Consider the following 17,341-nt stretch of genomic DNA (forward strand, 5'->3'; position numbering starts at 1 on the left):
TGAAAGGCGTCGTTAAAGTCAGCTAATCATTCACTCTAAAATAGAAAAAGCTTAAAATCCTGTCGTTGAATACAGTGACCTTAAGCTATTATTATGCAGGGCTTTCACAAATTTGGAAACTTATAGGTCACCAGACTGATACTATTTTACTTTTTCTTCTTCGTAATCACCATTTGGACAAACGACTTGTTTACTACCACCACGAACTTTTTTCTCTACGAGATAGTGGTCACACTTCGGACAAGAACGCCCGACTGGCTTGTCCCAAGAAGTAAATTCACACTCTGGGTAGCGATCGCAACCATAGAAAAGACGATTGCGTTTACTCTTGCGTTCAATCACTTGCCCTTTTTGGCAAACAGGACAAGTCACACCAATTTCTTTAGTGATTTGCTTGGTATTGCGACAATCTGGGAAATTGCTACATGCATAGAATTTTCCAAAACGTCCTAATTTAATAACCATTTCATGTCCACAGACATCACAATTAAAGCCAGCTGGTTCATCCTTAATTTGGATTTTTTCCATCTGTTCTTCTGCCTTAGATAATTCTACCTTGAATGGCTGATAGAAACCATCAATGACCTTCTGCCACTGCTCTTTCCCGATTTCTACATCATCCAATTTTTGTTCCATTTCGGCTGTAAATTTGACATTGACAATATCAGGGAAGAATTCAACAATCAATTTATTTACGATTTCACCCAACTCTGTCGGTTCAAATCGTTTCGCAGCAAGCTTGACATAATACCGTTTTTGAATGGTTTCAATCGTTGGTGCATAAGTTGAGGGACGACCTACTCCATTTTCTTCCAAGGTTTTAATCAAAGTGGCTTCTGAATAACGAGCTGGTGGCTGAGTGAAATGTTGCTCAGGAGTTGTAGCTGTTCTAACAACAGTGTCTCCCTCCGACATTTCTGGTAACATTTTATTTTTATCAGCATCATTATAAACAGCCATGTAACCATCAAACTTGATTTGACTGCCATTAGCAGCGAAGATAACGCCATTTTGTCCCAAACGGACACTCATCGTATCAAAGACTGCCGCAGCCATCTGACTAGCTACAAAACGATTCCAAATAAGAGTATAGAGTCGTAATTGATCTTTGTCCAAGTACTTAGCAATCGACTCTGGTGTTAGGTTTACATTTGATGGACGAATGGCCTCGTGGGCATCTTGTGCACCACTAGCATTTTTGACTTTATTGCTATGTTTTGAATACTTAGAACCAAAGCGCTCAGTAATAAATTCAGCAGCTTGCGCCTGAGCAACAGGACTGATACGAGTTGAATCCGTACGCATATAGGTAATCAAACCTTGTGTACCGCCTGTACCAAGACTTACCCCTTCGTATAATTGTTGCGCAACCATCATGGTTTTACGAGTACGGAAGTTGATTTTATTGGCCGCATCCATCTGCATTGTGGATGTTGTGTATGGCAAAGGCGCATTTCGTTTGCGTTCTTTGCGTTCAACCTGCTCGACAAGGAAGTCATTTCCATCCAGACGAGCAAGTATTTCCTTAACTTGGTCGTTGGTTTCAATTTTGACCTTCTTACCATCTAAGCCATAAAAAGAAGCCTGAAACTTCTTACTGCCCTTTTTAAAAGTTCCGTCAATTGTCCAGTATTCTTCTGGCTTGAAATTACTAATTTCATTTTCGCGGTCAATAATGAGCTTGAGAGCAACTGATTGGACACGTCCAGCAGACAAACCTTTCTTAACCTTCTTCCATAGAATGGGAGAAATAGAGTAGCCGACAATTCGGTCCAAAACGCGACGCGCTTGTTGGGCATTTACTAAATCTAAATTGATAGCACGCGGTTCTTGAAAGGCATTTTTAACGGCATCTTTTGTGATTTCATTGAAGACAACACGGTTTTTGTCATTTTCATCCAAGCCCAATATGTGAGCCAAATGCCAAGAAATAGCCTCCCCTTCACGGTCCGGGTCACTCGCTAAAAAGACTTGTTTGGCATTTTTTGCTTCTTTTTTCAATGAATTGATCAGTGGACCTTTTCCCCGAATATTTATATATTCAGGTTCATAATTATTGTCAAAGTCAATAGACATACTCGATTTTTTCAAATCACGAACATGTCCTACTGAAGCAACAACCCTATAATTTTTCCCAAGATACTTTTCAATTGTTTTCGCCTTGGCAGGCGACTCCACAATCACAAGATTTTTCTTGGTTGTTGATTTTTTCTTACTAACTGTTTTTTTAGCCATTCTTTTACCTTACTGATATTGTTAATCTCACAAAGAATATACTATTTTTTAGTCAGTGTCAAGATTTTTATTTTCCTATAGGAAAACTTGTTTTAAAATCGATAGTCTGAAAGGATGTCCAAGCCTGATGTAATGCACTTTGCCCCTTCCTGTATCAAATGATGACAGCCATCTGATTTTCCATCCACAATAGAACCAGGAATGGCATAAACTTCTCTTCCTTCTTCCAAGGCACGTTCGCAAGTAATCAAGCTACCAGACCGTATCTTTGCCTCACAGACCACCAGACCTTCAGCTAATCCGGCAATAATGCGGTTTCGTTCGGGGAAATGGTATTTTAAAGGCTGGGCATTTGGTTCATACTCTGTTAGCACTAATTGATGTTTTCCAATATAGTGTTGTAACTCCTTGTTTTCCTTAGGATATACCTTATCTAATCCTGTTCCAATCACTGCAATGGTTTGTCCGCCATTTTTCAAACTCGCAATATGAGCTACCGTATCAATCCCCCTGGCCATACCACTCACAATGACAAAGCGATTATTGAGTTCTTTGATAATTTTCTGAACAGATTGAATGCCATTTTCACTGGCATTGCGTGTACCTACCACCGCCAATTTTGATTTTTCAAGTAATTCAAGATCACCTTGATAAAATAAGAGAACTGGTGGATTATAAATTTGTTTTAAAGTTGTGGGATAAATATCATCCAAAATTGAAAAAGATGGATACTTATTAAATTCCTCCCGGCAAGCCTTAGTATCTAAATTCTTATAATTTTCCATGAAAAGAATTGGATTTTTACATTCAGATACTACAGCGACATTCCGTAAAGTTAATTTTTTACCTTGTTTTTCTTGATAGGCCAAAACTTTATTAATATTAAGATTGGACAAGCCTGCTTTTTTCCATTTAAACAATTCAAAATTATTCATTTTCTTCACCTCACTTATACTATTCGCAAGGGAAAGAAAAAATCTCCCAAAGGGAGAATTAGTGATGAGGTATTTCTTTGATAACACGCGCAGGATTACCAGCCAACACGACATTATCACCAAAAGATTTAGTAACAACACTACCTGCACCGACAACGACATTGTTGCCCAAGGTCACGCCTGGTAAGATTGTCACACCACCACCAGCCCAGAAATTATCACCAATGGTAATAGGTGCGCCATATTCCAAGCCAGAATTGCGTTCGACAGGGTCCAAGGGATGTAAAGGAGTCAGCAGTTGCACATTGGGACCGAGCATAGCATTTTTCCCAATTCGTATCGGACAGACATCAAGCATAGTACAGTTGAAATTAGCATAGAAATCCTCTCCGACATGAATGTTGCTTCCGTAATCACAATAGAAATTAGGTTCCATGTAAATGCGATTGCCAGTCTTTCCAAACAAAGTCTTCAAAATCTCCGATCGTTTAGCTCCATCGAGTTCATTATTAAAATTAAAGACTTGCATCTGTTGACGGGCGGTTTTCCTCATATGTCTTAATTCTGGATCCGATGCAATGTAAAATTGGCCAGCAACCATTTTTTCTCTCTCAGTTTTCATACCCCACCCCCTATTTTTTAACAATCAAGGTGATTGCTTCTTGTAACCGAGCTTCCTGTTCTTCAGGATTATCAGATGGATGCTCAATACAAGCTTGTACTTTTTGGGCAATCACTAACCCCATAATACTATTAATACTTGAACGGACAGCGCTCAATTGCGTTACGATATCAATACACTCTTGTTCTTCATCAATCATCTTTTGGATACCACGAAGTTGACCTTCTGCTCGTTTTAGACGATTCATCATGTTCTTTTTTTCTGTTTTCATACTAACTATGGTACAGTTAGTTTTACAAAATGTCAATTATAATACTTGACACCTACTGATATAATTGTTATATTTTATATACCCTATAGGGTATGGAAAAGGAGTAGAAAAGGAGTAGATATGTTTAAACAAATTTTTTCAGGAATGTTTTCAACAGGAGAGGGCATTCCAATTTCTGCCTTAGAGCAAACACTAACAGAGAATAACACCATTTTACTTGACGTTCGTGAAGAGGACGAATTTATCAATGGTCATATACCACAGGCGAAAAATATGCCATTAAGCCAACTTGATTCTTTCAAAGGTAATAAAGATACACATTATGTTATCATCTGTCAATCAGGTATGCGCAGTCAGCGTGCGACAGATTTTCTCAAGGAACAAGGCTATCAAGCAACTAACATTCAGGGTGGTATGAATGCATGGAATGGATCAATTAAAGGAGGAAAAAAATGAAAGTCATTGTTATCGGCGGTGTCGCAGGTGGGATGTCCGCTGCTACACGTCTTCGTCGTCTTATGGAAGATGCAGAGATCATCGTTTTTGAAAAAGGGCCATTTGTCTCTTTTGCCAACTGCGGTCTACCCTATCATATCTCTGGAGAAATAGCTGAGCACGACAGTTTATTACTTCAAACGCCAGAAAGTTTACGAAATAGATTTAACTTAGATGTCCGCCCCTACCACGAGGTGGTCAACATCAACCCTGACCTTCAAACAGTTACCGTTCAAACACCTAATGGTGAAATCATGGAATCCTATGATAAACTCATTTTGTCACCGGGAGCTAAGCCTGTCATCCCGCCACTAAAAGGGATTGCTGAAGCTGAGAATCTCTTTACCTTACGGAATGTACCTGACTTAGATAAGATTATGGCAAAATTAGAACAAATCAATTCAGGAAAGGCAGTTGTAATTGGTGCTGGTTTTATCGGTCTAGAGATGGCTGAAAACTTGGCCCTAAAAGGACTGACAGTCACTCTAGTTGAGCAAGCTCCTCATGTCTTACCAACTTTTGATTTGGAAATGGCTCGGTACATTGAGACAGAGTTAAGCGAAAAAGGCGTACATGTGATAACAGGTCAATCTGTTACCGCTTTTCATGATAAGGGACAAATTTTAGAGCTATCTAATGGTCAAACCTTAGCTTCAGATATTACAATTCTTTCAGTCGGTGTCGCACCAGATAGTGAATTAGCAAGTCAAGCAGGAATCGAACTAGGTCTTCGAGGGGGCATACTAGTTGATCAGAACTATCAAACTAGTCAAAAACATATCTATGCTGTTGGAGACGCGATCATCGTCAAACAAGAAATCACTGGTCAGGATGCCTTAATTTCATTAGCTTCACCTGCAAACCGTCAAGGGCGACAAGTGGCCGATGTCATTACAGGTCTCCCTCGCAAGAATAGAGGTTCAATCGGAACTGCAATCGTTAAGGTCTTTGACCTTGCTGCTGCTTCAACAGGATTAAGCGAACGTGCTGTACAAGCATTAGGTTACAAACATGCCGTTGTACATACAACAGGTAAAGACCATGCTAGTTACTATCCTGGTGCAACAGAAATTGTTCTAAAACTCATTTTCTCACCAACTGATGGTAAAATCTTTGGTGCTCAAGCTGTTGGAAAAAAAGGGATTGACAAGCGAATCGATGTACTGGCCACAGCCATCAAAGCTGGTTTAACAATTTTTGATTTGCCAGAATTAGAATTGACTTATGCTCCGCCATTTGGCTCAGCCAAAGACCCTGTCAATATGATTGGATATGCTGCCATGAATATCGCTGAAGGAATTAGCCAAAATATCCAATGGCACCAGTTAGAGGAAGAGCTCGCTGCTGGAAAAATCTTGCTGGATGTTCGTAATCCAGCAGAGCTTCCAAGTGGACAATTCAAGGACTTTCTTCATATCCCCCTGGATCAACTACGTGATCGAATTGATGAGTTGGACCCTGCAAAAGAATACATCGTCAGCTGTCACAGCGGACTTCGTTCTTACATTGCCGAACGGCTTTTGAAAGAAATGGGATTCACCGTAAAAAATTTGGATGGCGCTTATTCGCTATACAAAATGGCCTTGCCAGAAAAAATTGTTGTACCAAAATAAGAAAAAAGTATCTGTCATTTCCGAATGCAGATACTTTTTTTCTTGACAATAGAAAAGGATTGTCTTACAATCTAGTTATGAATACTAGAAAAGAGAAAGTAAATAATTATGAAACAAATCCTCCCCTACTGGCATGAATTACCTGATTTAGATTTGTATTTGGACCAAGTCCTGCTGTATGTAAATCAAGTAGTCAATTCTCAGGAAAGCCTTGAACAGAATTGTTCATACTCAATGAAAATCAATAGTAGCCTAGGAAACGAAGCCGATGACAGAACTGGGGTTTATCAAGGCAAGTTGACAACGGATAATGTTGATTTTCGAAGAGTATTAACAGCTGCAATGATCAATAACTACGTCAAACACAAACAGATTGAAAAACCAATTAAGAAAAAATATCAGAAACACCAGGTGGCACGGTTGATAGCCTTGACTATATTAAAAAATGTCTTTTCTATTCAAGAAATTAGTCAAACCTTAAACTTGTTACTCAATTCTAGTGATTCAGAAAGCCTATACAATCATTTTGTAGATTGTATGAGGGATAAAGAGAACGAAAAAACACCTGATATTATCCGATTTGCTTGTCAGTCCGTCAAACTTTATTATAAAACCCGTCAGCTCACAGTTGATTTAGAAAGGAGCCAACATGAATCCTAGTTTGAAATTAAGCCTACAACTTTCCTTTGGTGAAGAAGTTGCTAACAGTGTCACACATGCGGTTGGAGCTCTATTGATGCTTGCTTTGCTTCCTGTTACAGCTATTCATTCCTTTCAAGATTATAATGTGACAGCGGTAGTTGGCATGTCTATCTTTGTCATCAGCCTCTTTCTCATGTTCTTATCCTCTTCCATCTATCACTCCATGCCCTACACGTCGATCCACAAATACATCCTGCGTATCATCGACCACAGTATGATTTACATTGCTATCGCTGGAAGTTACACACCTGTCGCCCTATCCTTGGTCGGTGGTTGGTTGGGGTATCTAATTGTTGGTTTGCAGTGGGGATTAACTATTTTTGGTATTCTCTACAAAATATTTGCCAAAAAAATCAATGAAAAATTCAGCCTTTTTCTCTATCTTTTTATGGGCTGGTTGGTTCTCTTTATCTTGCCAGCCATTCTTCAAAAGACTGGACTTGTTTTCGGAATTCTGATGCTAGCTGGTGGTTTATCTTATACTATTGGAGCCCTCTTCTACGCCAAGAAAAAGCCCTATTTCCATATGATTTGGCATCTCTTTATCCTATTAGCTTCGGCACTGCAATATATCGCCATTGTCTACTTTATGTTATAAGAAAACAGCTTCTAGTCAAACTAGAGGCTGTTTTCTTAAAACATCAAACTGATAATCATTCCACACAGATAAATCACTGAAACAATACCTATTACAACTAGATGCGCCTTTCGACTCATGACCACATAGCCGACAAATTCCCGAATGAAGGCATTAAGGCTAAAGTAAAATCTGGTTTTTGCGCCATATCCGATACACTTGATTTTCAATTGTTGCGCTAATAGCAAAGCTCTGAAAACGTGATAGTAATTGGTTACAAGGGCAAATCGACTGCCAGGTTTCATCAGGGCATAGGAAAATTTCAAGTTTTCCTCGGTATTGGTTGATTGGTTTTCTATCACAATATCTTCCACAGGAATACCCTGTTCCAAGGCATAATTAGCCATGGCCTGTCCTTCTGCCATGAGTTCATCAGGACCCTGTCCGCCTGACATGATAAGCTTGCTGCCAGGATGTTTCTGGTAGATTGCTATGCCTTTTTCAATCCGCGAAGCCAAAAGTGGTGTTACCTTGTCACCAATCAAGCCAGCACCTAAGACCACCACATAATCAAGCTTGCCTGGGAAGAGATTCACCAAATTGATAAAGCTAGACGTGGTATAGAGCATGCTGATGATAATGGCATAGGACACCAAAAAACCAACGTAGATGAACACCATATTGAAAAAGCTGATGTCTGAAAAGGATTGAACAACAAAGGGAGCGATGAAGAGATAGAAAGTCAGGGCAACCGCCAGTCCCATGGATAGGAAATTATGTAAGTGAACCCCTTCTCTCTTCAAAATCTGAAAACCATTTAGATAAAGTGTGAAAATCAAGACAAATGGACCACTTAACAAGGCTAAAAAGAGCACCATAGCCACTGCTATAGCCAGCAAGCGCAAGATTTCATTGTTTTCGAGAATGCCTGTTGAGATAATCCATGCCAAGGCCCAGACGGGGATGTTCAAGGCAAACAGTGAGATAAAAATCGACCGCCGTTCCCAGAAATAGATGAGAGCAAACAAACCGATAGCCGCTAAAAATAACCAGAAAAAGACTGTCAAGACTAGTCCCCCCCAGCTACCATAGACTTAATCGGCTCAAAGGTCTTACGGTGAATTGGCGTGATGCCTAGCTTGTTCAAACCTTCCAAATGCTCTGACGTTCCATAACCAGCATTCTTAGCAAATCCGTAGCCTGAGAATTCCTTGTCATAATCCGCCATCATCTTGTCCCGCGTCACCTTGGCCACGATTGAGGCAGCTGCGATAGATAGGCTATTGGCATCTCCCTTGATGATAGAAGTTTGCGGTATGGAGGTATCCAACTTCATAGCATCTATTAAGAGATGTTCAGGCTCTTGGCTCAACTGCCCCAAAGCCTCCAGCATAGCTAACTTGGTCGCCTCGTAGATGTTGACCTGGTCGATGACAGCTGCATCTTTGACGCCTACACCGACTGCTACAGCATGCTCAATTATTTCATTGTAAATTGCCTCGTGCTTGGACTTGGGGATTTTCTTGGAGTCGTTGAGGTAGCGGATTTTGCAGCCCTTGGGCAAGATAACCGCCGCTGCCACCACAGGACCTGCTAGAGGCCCCCGGCCGACTTCATCGATGCCAGCGATTAACTCCACCCCATTTTCATAAAGGGCTTTTTCGTAACATAGCATAGCTTCTAAGCGAGCGTCTTCTGTTGCTTCTTTTTCCAACTCCTTTTGGCGTTTCTTGATGGCAGCCTGGATCCCTGTTCGATCATCCTGAGCTAAGTCCGCCCAGACAGGGCTGTCTAGATTGTCTACCTGAGCCAGCAGAGCAGTCACTTCCTTAATTGTTGCCATCTAAGTCACTCACCCTGTCTAATGTATAGGTTCCCAAACGCCCATCTCGAACGTCCTTGACAAAGAGGTTGTAAAAACGGTCATAATCATCACGGAAGCCCAATTTCTTGGTCCAGTCCATGATGAGTTCAGGCGTTTCCTGCTCCAAATCCATGCCTTTGAACCGCTCTTGTAGACGTTCTGGGTAGTTGGCCTTGAAATAGTCCAAACCAAAAATAGTTACTTCATCCATAGGCAAGAGCTGATCCTTAATGGCTCCTGTCAGAGCCAACTTAAGTCCAACTTCCTGGTCCTCAAACTTAGGCCAGAGAATACCTGGTGTATCAAGGATTTCAAGATCTTTATTGGACTTGAGCCACTGTTGACCTTTCGTCACACCTGGTTTGTTGCCGACAACGGCGATTTTCTTACCAGCCAGACGGTTCATCAGGGTGGACTTTCCAGCGTTTGGAATACCGATAATCATGGTACGCAGGGTTTCTTTTTGAATTCCTCTTTCTCGGAGGCGTTCAATCTTGTCTTTCATCAAACTCTTGGCTGCGTCGGTCACCTTTTTCACCGTCGCTTGCTCTTTTGAGTTGATGGCAAGGGTACGGATGCCCTGTTCTTCAAAGTAGCTCTGCCATTCTTTGGTACGAACGGGGTCTGCTAAATCGACCTTGTTTAGAATCATTAGCTTGGGCTTGTCACCAACAATCTTGGTCAGCATAGGATTTTGGCTGGATAGGGGCAAGCGGGCATCGACCAAAATAGTCACGAAATCAACGTGCTTGATGTTCTCCTGCACCTGCCTGCGAGCTTTTGACATATGGCCCGGGAACCATTGAATAATTGCCATGAGTGTATCATTCCTTTCGTAGCAAGGTTTTTTGTTTAAAAAACCTGTCTATTTTTTATTAGGCACCAAACAGGCACCAAGATTTTGTATTCACCAAGTTAACCTATAACCAACAACATTTTGCTCCCCTTCTCTTAAATATGAAATATCAAATGACTTGTAATATTTTGATAAATCTTTCTTAAGCTTAGGAATTATATTTGCAGTTATATGCCTAGGTGTATAAGTTAGTTTTAGACCAAGTTTGTCTCTAAAAACATCTAAAGAAAATTCAATTATTTTTGAATCAAGATTATTTTCTATTTCATCATTTAATATTTTGGAATATTTGCTAGACCAAGATTTTAATGCTTCAAATCTAAAATTATTCCTATCAATAAATTTATCTAAGGCTTTAATTGTTTGATTTTGAGATATTCCTTGACTATGAGTATACAACATAGTTGTTTCATAATTGGCATGCCCAACACGTTCCATAATTTCTTTTATAGCAACTTTCATCCCCTCACTTTGTAAATAGGTAATATGCATATGCCTAAAGGATTGAGGGGTTACATGCTTTGTCCATTTGAAACCGTATCTGTCTTCGCAGTTTTTAATAAGATCAGTTTCAACACGAGCCAGCACTTCTCTGAAAGAATACGAAGTTATTGGTGAACCGTATTCTGTTCTAAAAACACTCTCAGAGAATATAAATGATTTGCAAGGATTTTCAATCGCATAGAGGTCAAACCCTTCACTCCGTTGTATAGCTCTTAATATAGCATCACAAGCCACTTAGGTAAAGCAACACCTCGATCAGCACTTATTGTTTTAGTTTCATCAAAGTAGAATTCTGAAACTTTCAAATCATAATATTGCAAAGCCTTAGCAATATGTAGTATAACTCTCTCAGCATCAAAATCTTCCTTTGTAAAAGCAGCTTCCCCGAATCGCAGTCCTGAAAATAGTAAAACTATAACCAAGTCATAGTAATTCGGGTTTCTTCTTTGACTTAGTGTTTCAAAGAAAGCTCTAATTTCATGAATTTCTAAAAACTTTTCTTCTCGTTTTTTCTTTGTTTCACGCTTTTTCTCAAGGGACGTTTCTAGCTTTATTACAGACATTGGTGAGAACTAAATAACATTATAAAGAACACCATGGATAAAAATTTTGTTACAAGTGCTTTTTATATGTATTATAGTAGATTGTGACGAATTATATTTCTCCATATAGGTAGTCAAACACTTTTTCAACATTAACGGTGTTAAACGTTAGAGTAAATAATCAACACCAATAATTTCACCAAGACGTTCTATCACAAAAGCCTCTCTTTTTACTGTCTGAGGTTTTACTGATACTGACCAGGTTTCTAGCCAACTCATCTTTAACTCTCCGAATGTTCTTATCAACTGGGGATTAAATTGAGCTTCACTGCCATTAACTAATCTCTCAATTTTATCTTCGAGCTCGCGTTCTGCTTGTTTTCGAGCGCGACTCGTGTTTTTATGATAACTTACAACAGCTGTCTTCCCCTTGCCAGTTAGTGGATCCTTATATTTATCCACAACTTCGTATCGAGTAACTCCTTTTGAATTAGTTTTTGTTCTATAGAACATTTTCGTTTCCTTAAACTTGAAAAGAAAAATCAATCATAGAAATATAACCATTTTATATTATATCATGATTCTCTTTATTTTACCGCCCTCTGCTTCCATCTTAAAATCTCCTCAAAGCCTTCCAGATTAATACTGCTTATTATCTCTCATTTCACCTAACCATCTATTCAGTGTATATTGATTCAGACCTTCCCATCTCCTCAATATAGCTTTTTTATCTGCTCACTCAGCTATACTATTCTCAACCGACACAAATTTAATTTTCATAATAGTTTGACCTAGTCAAGCATTTTTGTAACACTAGTGTATAAAATTTCTTACGCTGCACGACATCGTGCAGCATAAGGTGTAAGTCCACCGTTTGCACGATGTGGTCTTACGTGATTATATTTCCCATAAACGAATTCATAGAGCTTTTGGTCAAGAACGTCATTTGAATCAAACTTGTAGAGATAATAGAATTCGTGTTTGAGCGTATTGTAGAATCTTTCCATAACGGCATTGTCATATGGACAGCCTGCTTTGCTCATACTTTGTTGGACATAGTTTTTATCACAAAATTTATTGAATTCTTTTGCGGTAAATTGACGCCCTTGATCAGAATGCAGGATAATTCCTTTTGCTGGTTTTCGACGTTCTAGTGCGATTTTCAAGGTTTCCTTTGCCAATTCAGTATCGATATGACTGCTGTTTAATGATGCAACCACTTCACTACCGCAAAGGTCTATAATCGTGCAATTGTAACGCATTGTTCCATCTGGACGAGTTAAATATGTAAAATCAGTACACCATATTTTATTGGGTTCTTTTACATCAAATTCTCTATTCAGAAGGTTTGGAAAGATTTTATTGGCAGTTCCTTTTACATAGTTTGGTTTCTTTCGACGTGTGATGGAACGTAAGCCCAATTCATTCATAAAATGATGTATTGTCAGATCTGAACGAATGCTTCCGATACCCTTAAGATAATCGTTCATCATTCGGTATCCAGGAACTCCATTTTCGCGGTGGTAGATTTCAACAATTTTACGTTGAATCTCTGCCTTTTCCTGACAATAAGCATGTTTTTTGTTTTTAAGATAATTATAGTAAGCATTTGGACAGATGTTCATTCTTCTAAGAAGCCATCTGACCCCAAATGTCTGTTGAAATTTCTGGATGAACTGGTACTGAGCTAATCGATTTCCTTCGCAAAGAATGCTGCCGCTTTTTTTAAAAAATCATTTTCCTTTTTGAGTTCTTCAATTTCTTTGCGTAGCTTTTTTGCAACTTCGTATGAATCAGATTCTTCCCGTTTTGTTGGGCTGTTATCGCATTCTTTGCGGTATTGCTGTAACCAGTATGTCAGCGTGCCTTGTCCAAGATTATATTCTTCGGTCAGGCTTTTCTTGGTTCGTCCCTCTTCCAGATAGAGGCGAAGAACCTTTTGTTTGAGCTCAGGCTCGTAACGATTGTTTGTCATTGTAACATCTCCTTGGATTATGTATGTATTTTACCAAACTATACACAGGTGTTACAACTTAATTATATCAGGTCAAATCAAGTAAGCCATCTCCGTTAAGAATAATTATTCTTCTACCTGAACGTTTTATCAATCTATTATCCTCAAGAAATCTAAATTTTCTAGAAAGAGTTTCAGGGGTAGTTCCTATATATCGCGCGATATCAATCATCTTCATAGGTAAACTGAACTGATAATCATTCGCTACTTTTGACAAATCCAAGAGGTAGCTCGACAAACGTTCCTCAACACGCTCCATAGATAAAATCTGGGCCTGCTTCTCTACTTGAATCATCTTTTGCGCACTTAATTCAAATAATTTAAGAGCTATTTGTGGATTCCTAAGCATTACTTGATTAAAAGCTTGTTTGCTCAAGCTACAAATTTCAGTTGTTTCGAGAGCTTCACCAAAAAGTGTCTCGTTTTTTATACCAAACAACTGATTTTCACCCTCATAGCTACCCGGTTCAACGACCCGTAAAATCTGTTCATCACCATTTGTAGACAGTTGGAATACTTTCATACTTCCACGAGCTACAATATCTAGTTTTTCATCTCCTGGTTTGAAAACAACCTCATTTTTTTTAAATTGTTGGTGTCTCGCCAATTGATTGATTTCAATCTGCTCATCTTCTGACAGATAATTAAATAATGGTACAAGTGTTACGCAAAGATGTTGAACCATGGATAACCTCTTTCTAATTGACGAAACCTACTCTTGAGATAATTCGACAAATTGTTTTAAGAGCTGATAGGTTTTAGTAAAAGTCTCACAAACATCATCTGGAATCGCAAAATCTTTTGTGACACCCCTTAGTTCCGAAAACTCATTTGATAGGTCCATATTATTACCCTGAATTTTATGCTGAATTGTTTCATAAAGTTTGCGAACTTCAAAAACTTCTGGATGATTTTTCCCATGAGCTTTTGTGATAGCATTAGTATATAAATCAAGCATCTCATCATTTGCTTCAAAAAATTGTTTTAACATTACAACTTCCCCCTATTATTTTTCTGATGCTTTTAGAACATCATAGCCAATTGCTCGTACTGCATTCGCAATTTCTTCAATATTTGTCAAACTTGTATCAAAATTTGCTTTTGCCTTGCTAGCGTTGAAGAGAACCTTAACACTGTTCTTATCAACACCTGCCACACTTTTAATGGCTCCCTCAATCTTTTGCATACATGTAGGACAAGCCAGTGTTTCAAGCTGTAGTATAGCTTTTTTCATCATCTTTACTTCCTTTCCTTATTATATCTTTAGTATAGTACAATATTTAGAATAAAAAATTGATTTATATCAAGAATCTCTATTTTCTTTTATATTTTAAAAGCCTCATAGCATTCAAAATAACTAGGAGAATGCTACCTTCATGAACAAACATGCCAATAGCCATATTCATCCACGAACTTGAGAGAACGCTGATAAGAAGAACTACTACGACTAGCAATGAAATGAAGATATTTTCAATCATATTACGTCGTGTAGCTTTAGCCAATCCGATCGCATGAGGGATTCTGTGAAAATCCGAATTCATCAAAACAACATTTGAAGTTTCAATAGCAACATCTGTACCGTTTCCCATGGCAATTCCAATATCTGCCAAGGCCAATGATGGGCTATCATTAATACCATCTCCGACAAATGCTACTATTTCTCCACTTGCCTGACGTTTTCTCACAAATTCTGCCTTGTCTTCTGGTAGTAGATGACCATAAGCCTCGGTTAAGCCTAACTGACTAGCAACTAAATCAACTGTGCCTTGATTATCTCCAGACAATAGAATGAGATTTTTTACTCCCATATTCTTAAGCGTCTCTAAATCCTCCTTGACTCCTTGTCTAATCTGGTCGCGAATCCCTACAACAAGAGCTATTTGTCCATCAATAGCAGTTAGGACAATTGAATTCCCTTCTGCTTCCATCCCTGCTATGTCGCTCTTCATCTGGTTAGTGAAAGGAATATTATATTGATTCATCAAATAAGAGTTCCCTACGAGAACTTGGTGATTTTGAATACGAGCAACAACTCCCCCACCTTGAACGACCTCTGTTGAGTCAATTACCTCTACTACAGAACCTGAGTAATGGTTCACAATTGCTTTGGCGAGCGGATGATCTGATTCTGTCTCAACACTAGCCAGTAAGCTCTCAGCAAGACTCCTATCACTGCTATAGTAGATTGTCTGTGCAACCTGAGGGTTACCATAAGTTAATGTTCCTGTTTTATCAAATAGCATTGTATCAACTTTACTAAAGTTTGTAATGACATCACTACCCTTAAATAAAATACCATGTCGAGCGCCATTTCCAATCCCTGACACATTTGAAACTGGTACCCCAATAACCAATGCACCAGGACATCCAAGAACCAAAATAGTAACGGCTAACTCAATATTGCGACTAATAAGCCAAACGAGAATAGCAAGCACCAAAACTGCAGGTGTATAGTATTTTGAAAATTGATCAATAAATCTTTCAGCTTTTGATTTGGAGTCTTGTGCTTCTTCGACTAATTCAATAATTTTCCCAAAAGTTGTGTCTTCCCCAATTTTATCAGTACGAAGTTGTATGGTCCCATTTTCGAGAATAGTACCAGCAAAAACTTTATCTCCTAGACCTTTAGAGACTGGAATAGGCTCACCTGTTATGCTAGATTCATTTGTGGTACCAGCGCCAAATATAACTTCACCATCAACTGGGATCTTACCACCTGTTTTTACTATAAGAATGTCACCTTCTTCAACTTCTTCAATCGACACCTCTTCAAAGTCACCATTGTGTGCTTTCCGAAATGCAGTCTCTGGCACCAACTCGACAAGATTCTTAATCGCAGAACGTGTCTTGGCTAATGTTCTTTGTTCTAAGTATGCACCAAACAAGAAGAGAAAAGCTACAATAGCTGATTCTTCAAACTCTTTAATAACAAATGCCCCTAAAATAGCAAGGGTCACCAAAAGATCGATGCTAATGACCTTAACTCTAAGAGCTTGATAGGCTTGAACAAAAATTGGTAAACCGCCAACTAATGAAGCTACAAACAATAGATAAGCTGATCCCTGCTCACTACTAAAAACCCATTTGGATGAAAAAGCAAGAATAATAAGAACACCAGTTATTGCTGTCAACCAATTTCGATAACCTGATAACCATTTTTGCATGATTAATACCTCCCTTATTGTCTCTAGTATAAATGAGTATAAAAATATAAGAATTGATTTATATCAAGTTTTAAAAATACTAGAATGTCTAGATTGTTTCAAATACATCTAACTATGTTCAATTGATTTAATGATATTAATCATAGACTTATATCTTAATAATTCTATTCGGTTACGATAGTGTCAGTTCTAAAAATTTTGACTATAAAAAAACCTACCATTTCTGGTAGATTGTTTAAAAACGATCTTCTGTACATTTCCGAATCTTTATTTAAGAATTGCTTTAACACGTTCCTGCAAAGCAGGAATAACCTGATCTAGAAACCAAGGATTTTTAGACTGCCAAATATTATTACGTGGCGAAGGGTGCACAAGGGGGAAAAATTCAGGTAGATATCTATCGAAATTCTTTACAGTATTGGTTAATTTTTCCGTCGATCTCTGTTTTAAGTAATATCGTTGAGCATAGGCACCAATCAAAAGTATTAATTGTTTATTTGGCATGAGATCTAATGTTTTCTTATGCCATTTTTCTGCAAATCCTTTTCTTGGAGGTAAGTCCCCCGTTTTACCTTTTCCAGGAAAATAATAATCCATTGGGACCACTGCAAAATATCCAGAATCATAAAAACATTCTCTATCAATACCTAACCATTCACGAAGCTTATTGCCGCTTAAATCATTGAAAAATATACCTAACTCTTGAGCACGAATACCCGGTGCTTGTGCTATGATTATAATTTGAGCAGTCTCTGGAGCAGAAAAAAGTGGTTTTATCCCTTTTTCTGTATATGAAATATTATCTTCATCGTACATGATTTCTTTTAAAAGTTTTGAATAGCTCATTCAAATCGTCCTTTCTCTTTATTACTATATTGTAGCATCTTTGTATGAGGGAAAACTTGATGCTTCTCAATTTTGTTAGCAAATTTCAATTTAAATTTTAA

The 17,341-nt window shown here is 38.5% G+C and carries 17 protein-coding genes and 2 pseudogenes; 4 read left to right on the forward strand and 15 right to left on the reverse strand.

Going from position 1 to position 17,341, the window contains the following annotated elements; all coding sequences use genetic code 11:
- Positions 1-141 precede the first annotated feature (141 nt).
- The 4 genes from D2A30_06135 to D2A30_06150 all read right to left on the reverse strand — a co-directional run bounded on the left by D2A30_06135 (position 142) and on the right by D2A30_06150 (position 4,063).
- Entirely contained in the window at positions 142-2,235 is a 2,094-nt protein-coding gene (locus D2A30_06135) for a type I DNA topoisomerase (GenBank protein ULL21180.1), read from the reverse strand.
- A 92-nt stretch (positions 2,236-2,327) separates the two neighbouring features.
- Complete coding sequence (gene dprA, locus D2A30_06140) at positions 2,328-3,170, reverse strand: DNA-protecting protein DprA (GenBank protein ID ULL21181.1); 843 nt, start codon at positions 3,168-3,170, stop codon at positions 2,328-2,330.
- 58 nt (positions 3,171-3,228) lie between these two features.
- A complete protein-coding gene (locus tag D2A30_06145) occupies positions 3,229-3,792 on the reverse strand; it encodes a sugar O-acetyltransferase (protein ID ULL21182.1) in 564 nt (187 codons plus the stop codon).
- 10 nt (positions 3,793-3,802) lie between these two features.
- Entirely contained in the window at positions 3,803-4,063 is a 261-nt protein-coding gene (locus tag D2A30_06150) for a metal-sensitive transcriptional regulator (GenBank protein ID ULL21183.1), read from the reverse strand.
- Between the two features lie 120 nt (positions 4,064-4,183).
- Between D2A30_06150 and D2A30_06155 the strand changes: the two genes are divergently transcribed.
- The 4 genes from D2A30_06155 (at position 4,184) to D2A30_06170 (ending at position 7,471) form a co-directional block, all read left to right on the forward strand.
- Positions 4,184-4,519 (forward strand): rhodanese-like domain-containing protein, encoded by a 336-nt coding sequence (locus D2A30_06155; protein ID ULL21184.1) that lies wholly within the window; start codon positions 4,184-4,186, stop codon positions 4,517-4,519.
- Entirely contained in the window at positions 4,516-6,171 is a 1,656-nt protein-coding gene (locus tag D2A30_06160; GenBank protein ID ULL21185.1) for a CoA-disulfide reductase, read from the forward strand. Before D2A30_06155 ends, D2A30_06160 begins: the two co-directional genes overlap by 4 nt.
- A gap of 108 nt (positions 6,172-6,279) precedes the next feature.
- On the forward strand, positions 6,280-6,831 hold the full coding sequence (locus D2A30_06165; GenBank protein ULL21186.1) for a DUF1836 domain-containing protein: 552 nt from the start codon (positions 6,280-6,282) through the stop codon (positions 6,829-6,831).
- Positions 6,821-7,471, forward strand: a complete 651-nt coding sequence (locus tag D2A30_06170; GenBank protein ULL21187.1) for a hemolysin III family protein — start codon at positions 6,821-6,823, stop codon at positions 7,469-7,471. The genes D2A30_06165 and D2A30_06170 overlap by 11 nt, the downstream gene beginning before the upstream one ends.
- A gap of 35 nt (positions 7,472-7,506) precedes the next feature.
- On the opposite strand, the gene D2A30_06175 is transcribed toward D2A30_06170, so the two are convergent.
- From D2A30_06175 to D2A30_06225, 11 genes and pseudogenes are all read right to left on the reverse strand, one after another.
- Complete coding sequence (locus D2A30_06175; protein ULL21188.1) at positions 7,507-8,517, reverse strand: YdcF family protein; 1,011 nt, start codon at positions 8,515-8,517, stop codon at positions 7,507-7,509.
- A 2-nt stretch (positions 8,518-8,519) separates the two neighbouring features.
- Entirely contained in the window at positions 8,520-9,293 is a 774-nt protein-coding gene (locus tag D2A30_06180; GenBank protein ULL21189.1) for a ribonuclease HII, read from the reverse strand.
- Positions 9,280-10,131: a ribosome biogenesis GTPase YlqF gene (ylqF, locus tag D2A30_06185; GenBank protein ID ULL21190.1), complete on the reverse strand. Its 852-nt coding sequence runs from the start codon at positions 10,129-10,131 to the stop codon at positions 9,280-9,282. The genes D2A30_06180 and ylqF overlap by 14 nt, the downstream gene beginning before the upstream one ends.
- 90 nt (positions 10,132-10,221) lie before the next feature.
- A pseudogene (locus tag D2A30_06190) lies at positions 10,222-11,729 on the reverse strand (site-specific integrase).
- Between the two features lie 74 nt (positions 11,730-11,803).
- Positions 11,804-11,996, reverse strand: a pseudogene (locus D2A30_06195) (DNA-binding protein).
- Between the two features lie 50 nt (positions 11,997-12,046).
- Positions 12,047-13,191, reverse strand: a protein-coding gene (locus tag D2A30_06200) for an IS3 family transposase (protein ULL21191.1) whose coding sequence is annotated in 2 segments (ribosomal slippage) — positions 12,047-12,930 and positions 12,930-13,191 — 1,146 coding nt in all. Because the reading frame shifts where the segments join, the coding sequence is not laid out codon by codon here.
- A 67-nt stretch (positions 13,192-13,258) separates the two neighbouring features.
- Complete coding sequence (locus D2A30_06205) at positions 13,259-13,915, reverse strand: Crp/Fnr family transcriptional regulator (GenBank protein ULL21192.1); 657 nt, start codon at positions 13,913-13,915, stop codon at positions 13,259-13,261.
- 27 nt (positions 13,916-13,942) lie between these two features.
- Positions 13,943-14,221, reverse strand: coding sequence for an iron-sulfur cluster repair di-iron protein, ric (locus D2A30_06210; protein ID ULL21193.1), 279 nt, complete (start codon positions 14,219-14,221; stop codon positions 13,943-13,945).
- Between the two features lie 15 nt (positions 14,222-14,236).
- Positions 14,237-14,467 (reverse strand): copper chaperone, encoded by a 231-nt coding sequence (locus D2A30_06215; protein ID ULL21194.1) that lies wholly within the window; start codon positions 14,465-14,467, stop codon positions 14,237-14,239.
- A 76-nt stretch (positions 14,468-14,543) separates the two neighbouring features.
- Positions 14,544-16,394: a heavy metal translocating P-type ATPase gene (locus tag D2A30_06220; protein ULL21195.1), complete on the reverse strand. Its 1,851-nt coding sequence runs from the start codon at positions 16,392-16,394 to the stop codon at positions 14,544-14,546.
- 267 nt (positions 16,395-16,661) lie between these two features.
- Positions 16,662-17,240 (reverse strand): uracil-DNA glycosylase family protein, encoded by a 579-nt coding sequence (locus tag D2A30_06225; protein ID ULL21196.1) that lies wholly within the window; start codon positions 17,238-17,240, stop codon positions 16,662-16,664.
- Between the last annotated feature and the right edge of the window lie 101 nt (positions 17,241-17,341).

Origin of the sequence: Streptococcus suis, assembly GCA_022354845.1 — a bacterium.
In the GTDB taxonomy this organism is placed as follows: domain Bacteria; phylum Bacillota; class Bacilli; order Lactobacillales; family Streptococcaceae; genus Streptococcus; species Streptococcus suis_AA.

Coding starts and splice junctions, on each gene's coding strand:
- D2A30_06135 (ULL21180.1), bottom strand. CDS start 2,235: ATGGCTAAAAAAACAGTTAGTAAGAAAAAATCAACAACCAAGAAAAAT.
- D2A30_06145 (ULL21182.1), bottom strand. CDS start 3,792: ATGAAAACTGAGAGAGAAAAAATGGTTGCTGGCCAATTTTACATTGCA.
- D2A30_06220 (ULL21195.1), bottom strand. CDS start 16,394: ATGCAAAAATGGTTATCAGGTTATCGAAATTGGTTGACAGCAATAACT.
- D2A30_06225 (ULL21196.1), bottom strand. CDS start 17,240: ATGAGCTATTCAAAACTTTTAAAAGAAATCATGTACGATGAAGATAAT.
- D2A30_06210 (ULL21193.1), bottom strand. CDS start 14,221: ATGTTAAAACAATTTTTTGAAGCAAATGATGAGATGCTTGATTTATAT.
- D2A30_06205 (ULL21192.1), bottom strand. CDS start 13,915: ATGGTTCAACATCTTTGCGTAACACTTGTACCATTATTTAATTATCTG.
- D2A30_06170 (ULL21187.1), top strand. CDS start 6,821: ATGAATCCTAGTTTGAAATTAAGCCTACAACTTTCCTTTGGTGAAGAA.
- ylqF (ULL21190.1), bottom strand. CDS start 10,131: ATGGCAATTATTCAATGGTTCCCGGGCCATATGTCAAAAGCTCGCAGG.
- D2A30_06155 (ULL21184.1), top strand. CDS start 4,184: ATGTTTAAACAAATTTTTTCAGGAATGTTTTCAACAGGAGAGGGCATT.
- D2A30_06215 (ULL21194.1), bottom strand. CDS start 14,467: ATGATGAAAAAAGCTATACTACAGCTTGAAACACTGGCTTGTCCTACA.
- dprA (ULL21181.1), bottom strand. CDS start 3,170: ATGAATAATTTTGAATTGTTTAAATGGAAAAAAGCAGGCTTGTCCAAT.
- D2A30_06165 (ULL21186.1), top strand. CDS start 6,280: ATGAAACAAATCCTCCCCTACTGGCATGAATTACCTGATTTAGATTTG.
- D2A30_06180 (ULL21189.1), bottom strand. CDS start 9,293: ATGGCAACAATTAAGGAAGTGACTGCTCTGCTGGCTCAGGTAGACAAT.
- D2A30_06150 (ULL21183.1), bottom strand. CDS start 4,063: ATGAAAACAGAAAAAAAGAACATGATGAATCGTCTAAAACGAGCAGAA.
- D2A30_06160 (ULL21185.1), top strand. CDS start 4,516: ATGAAAGTCATTGTTATCGGCGGTGTCGCAGGTGGGATGTCCGCTGCT.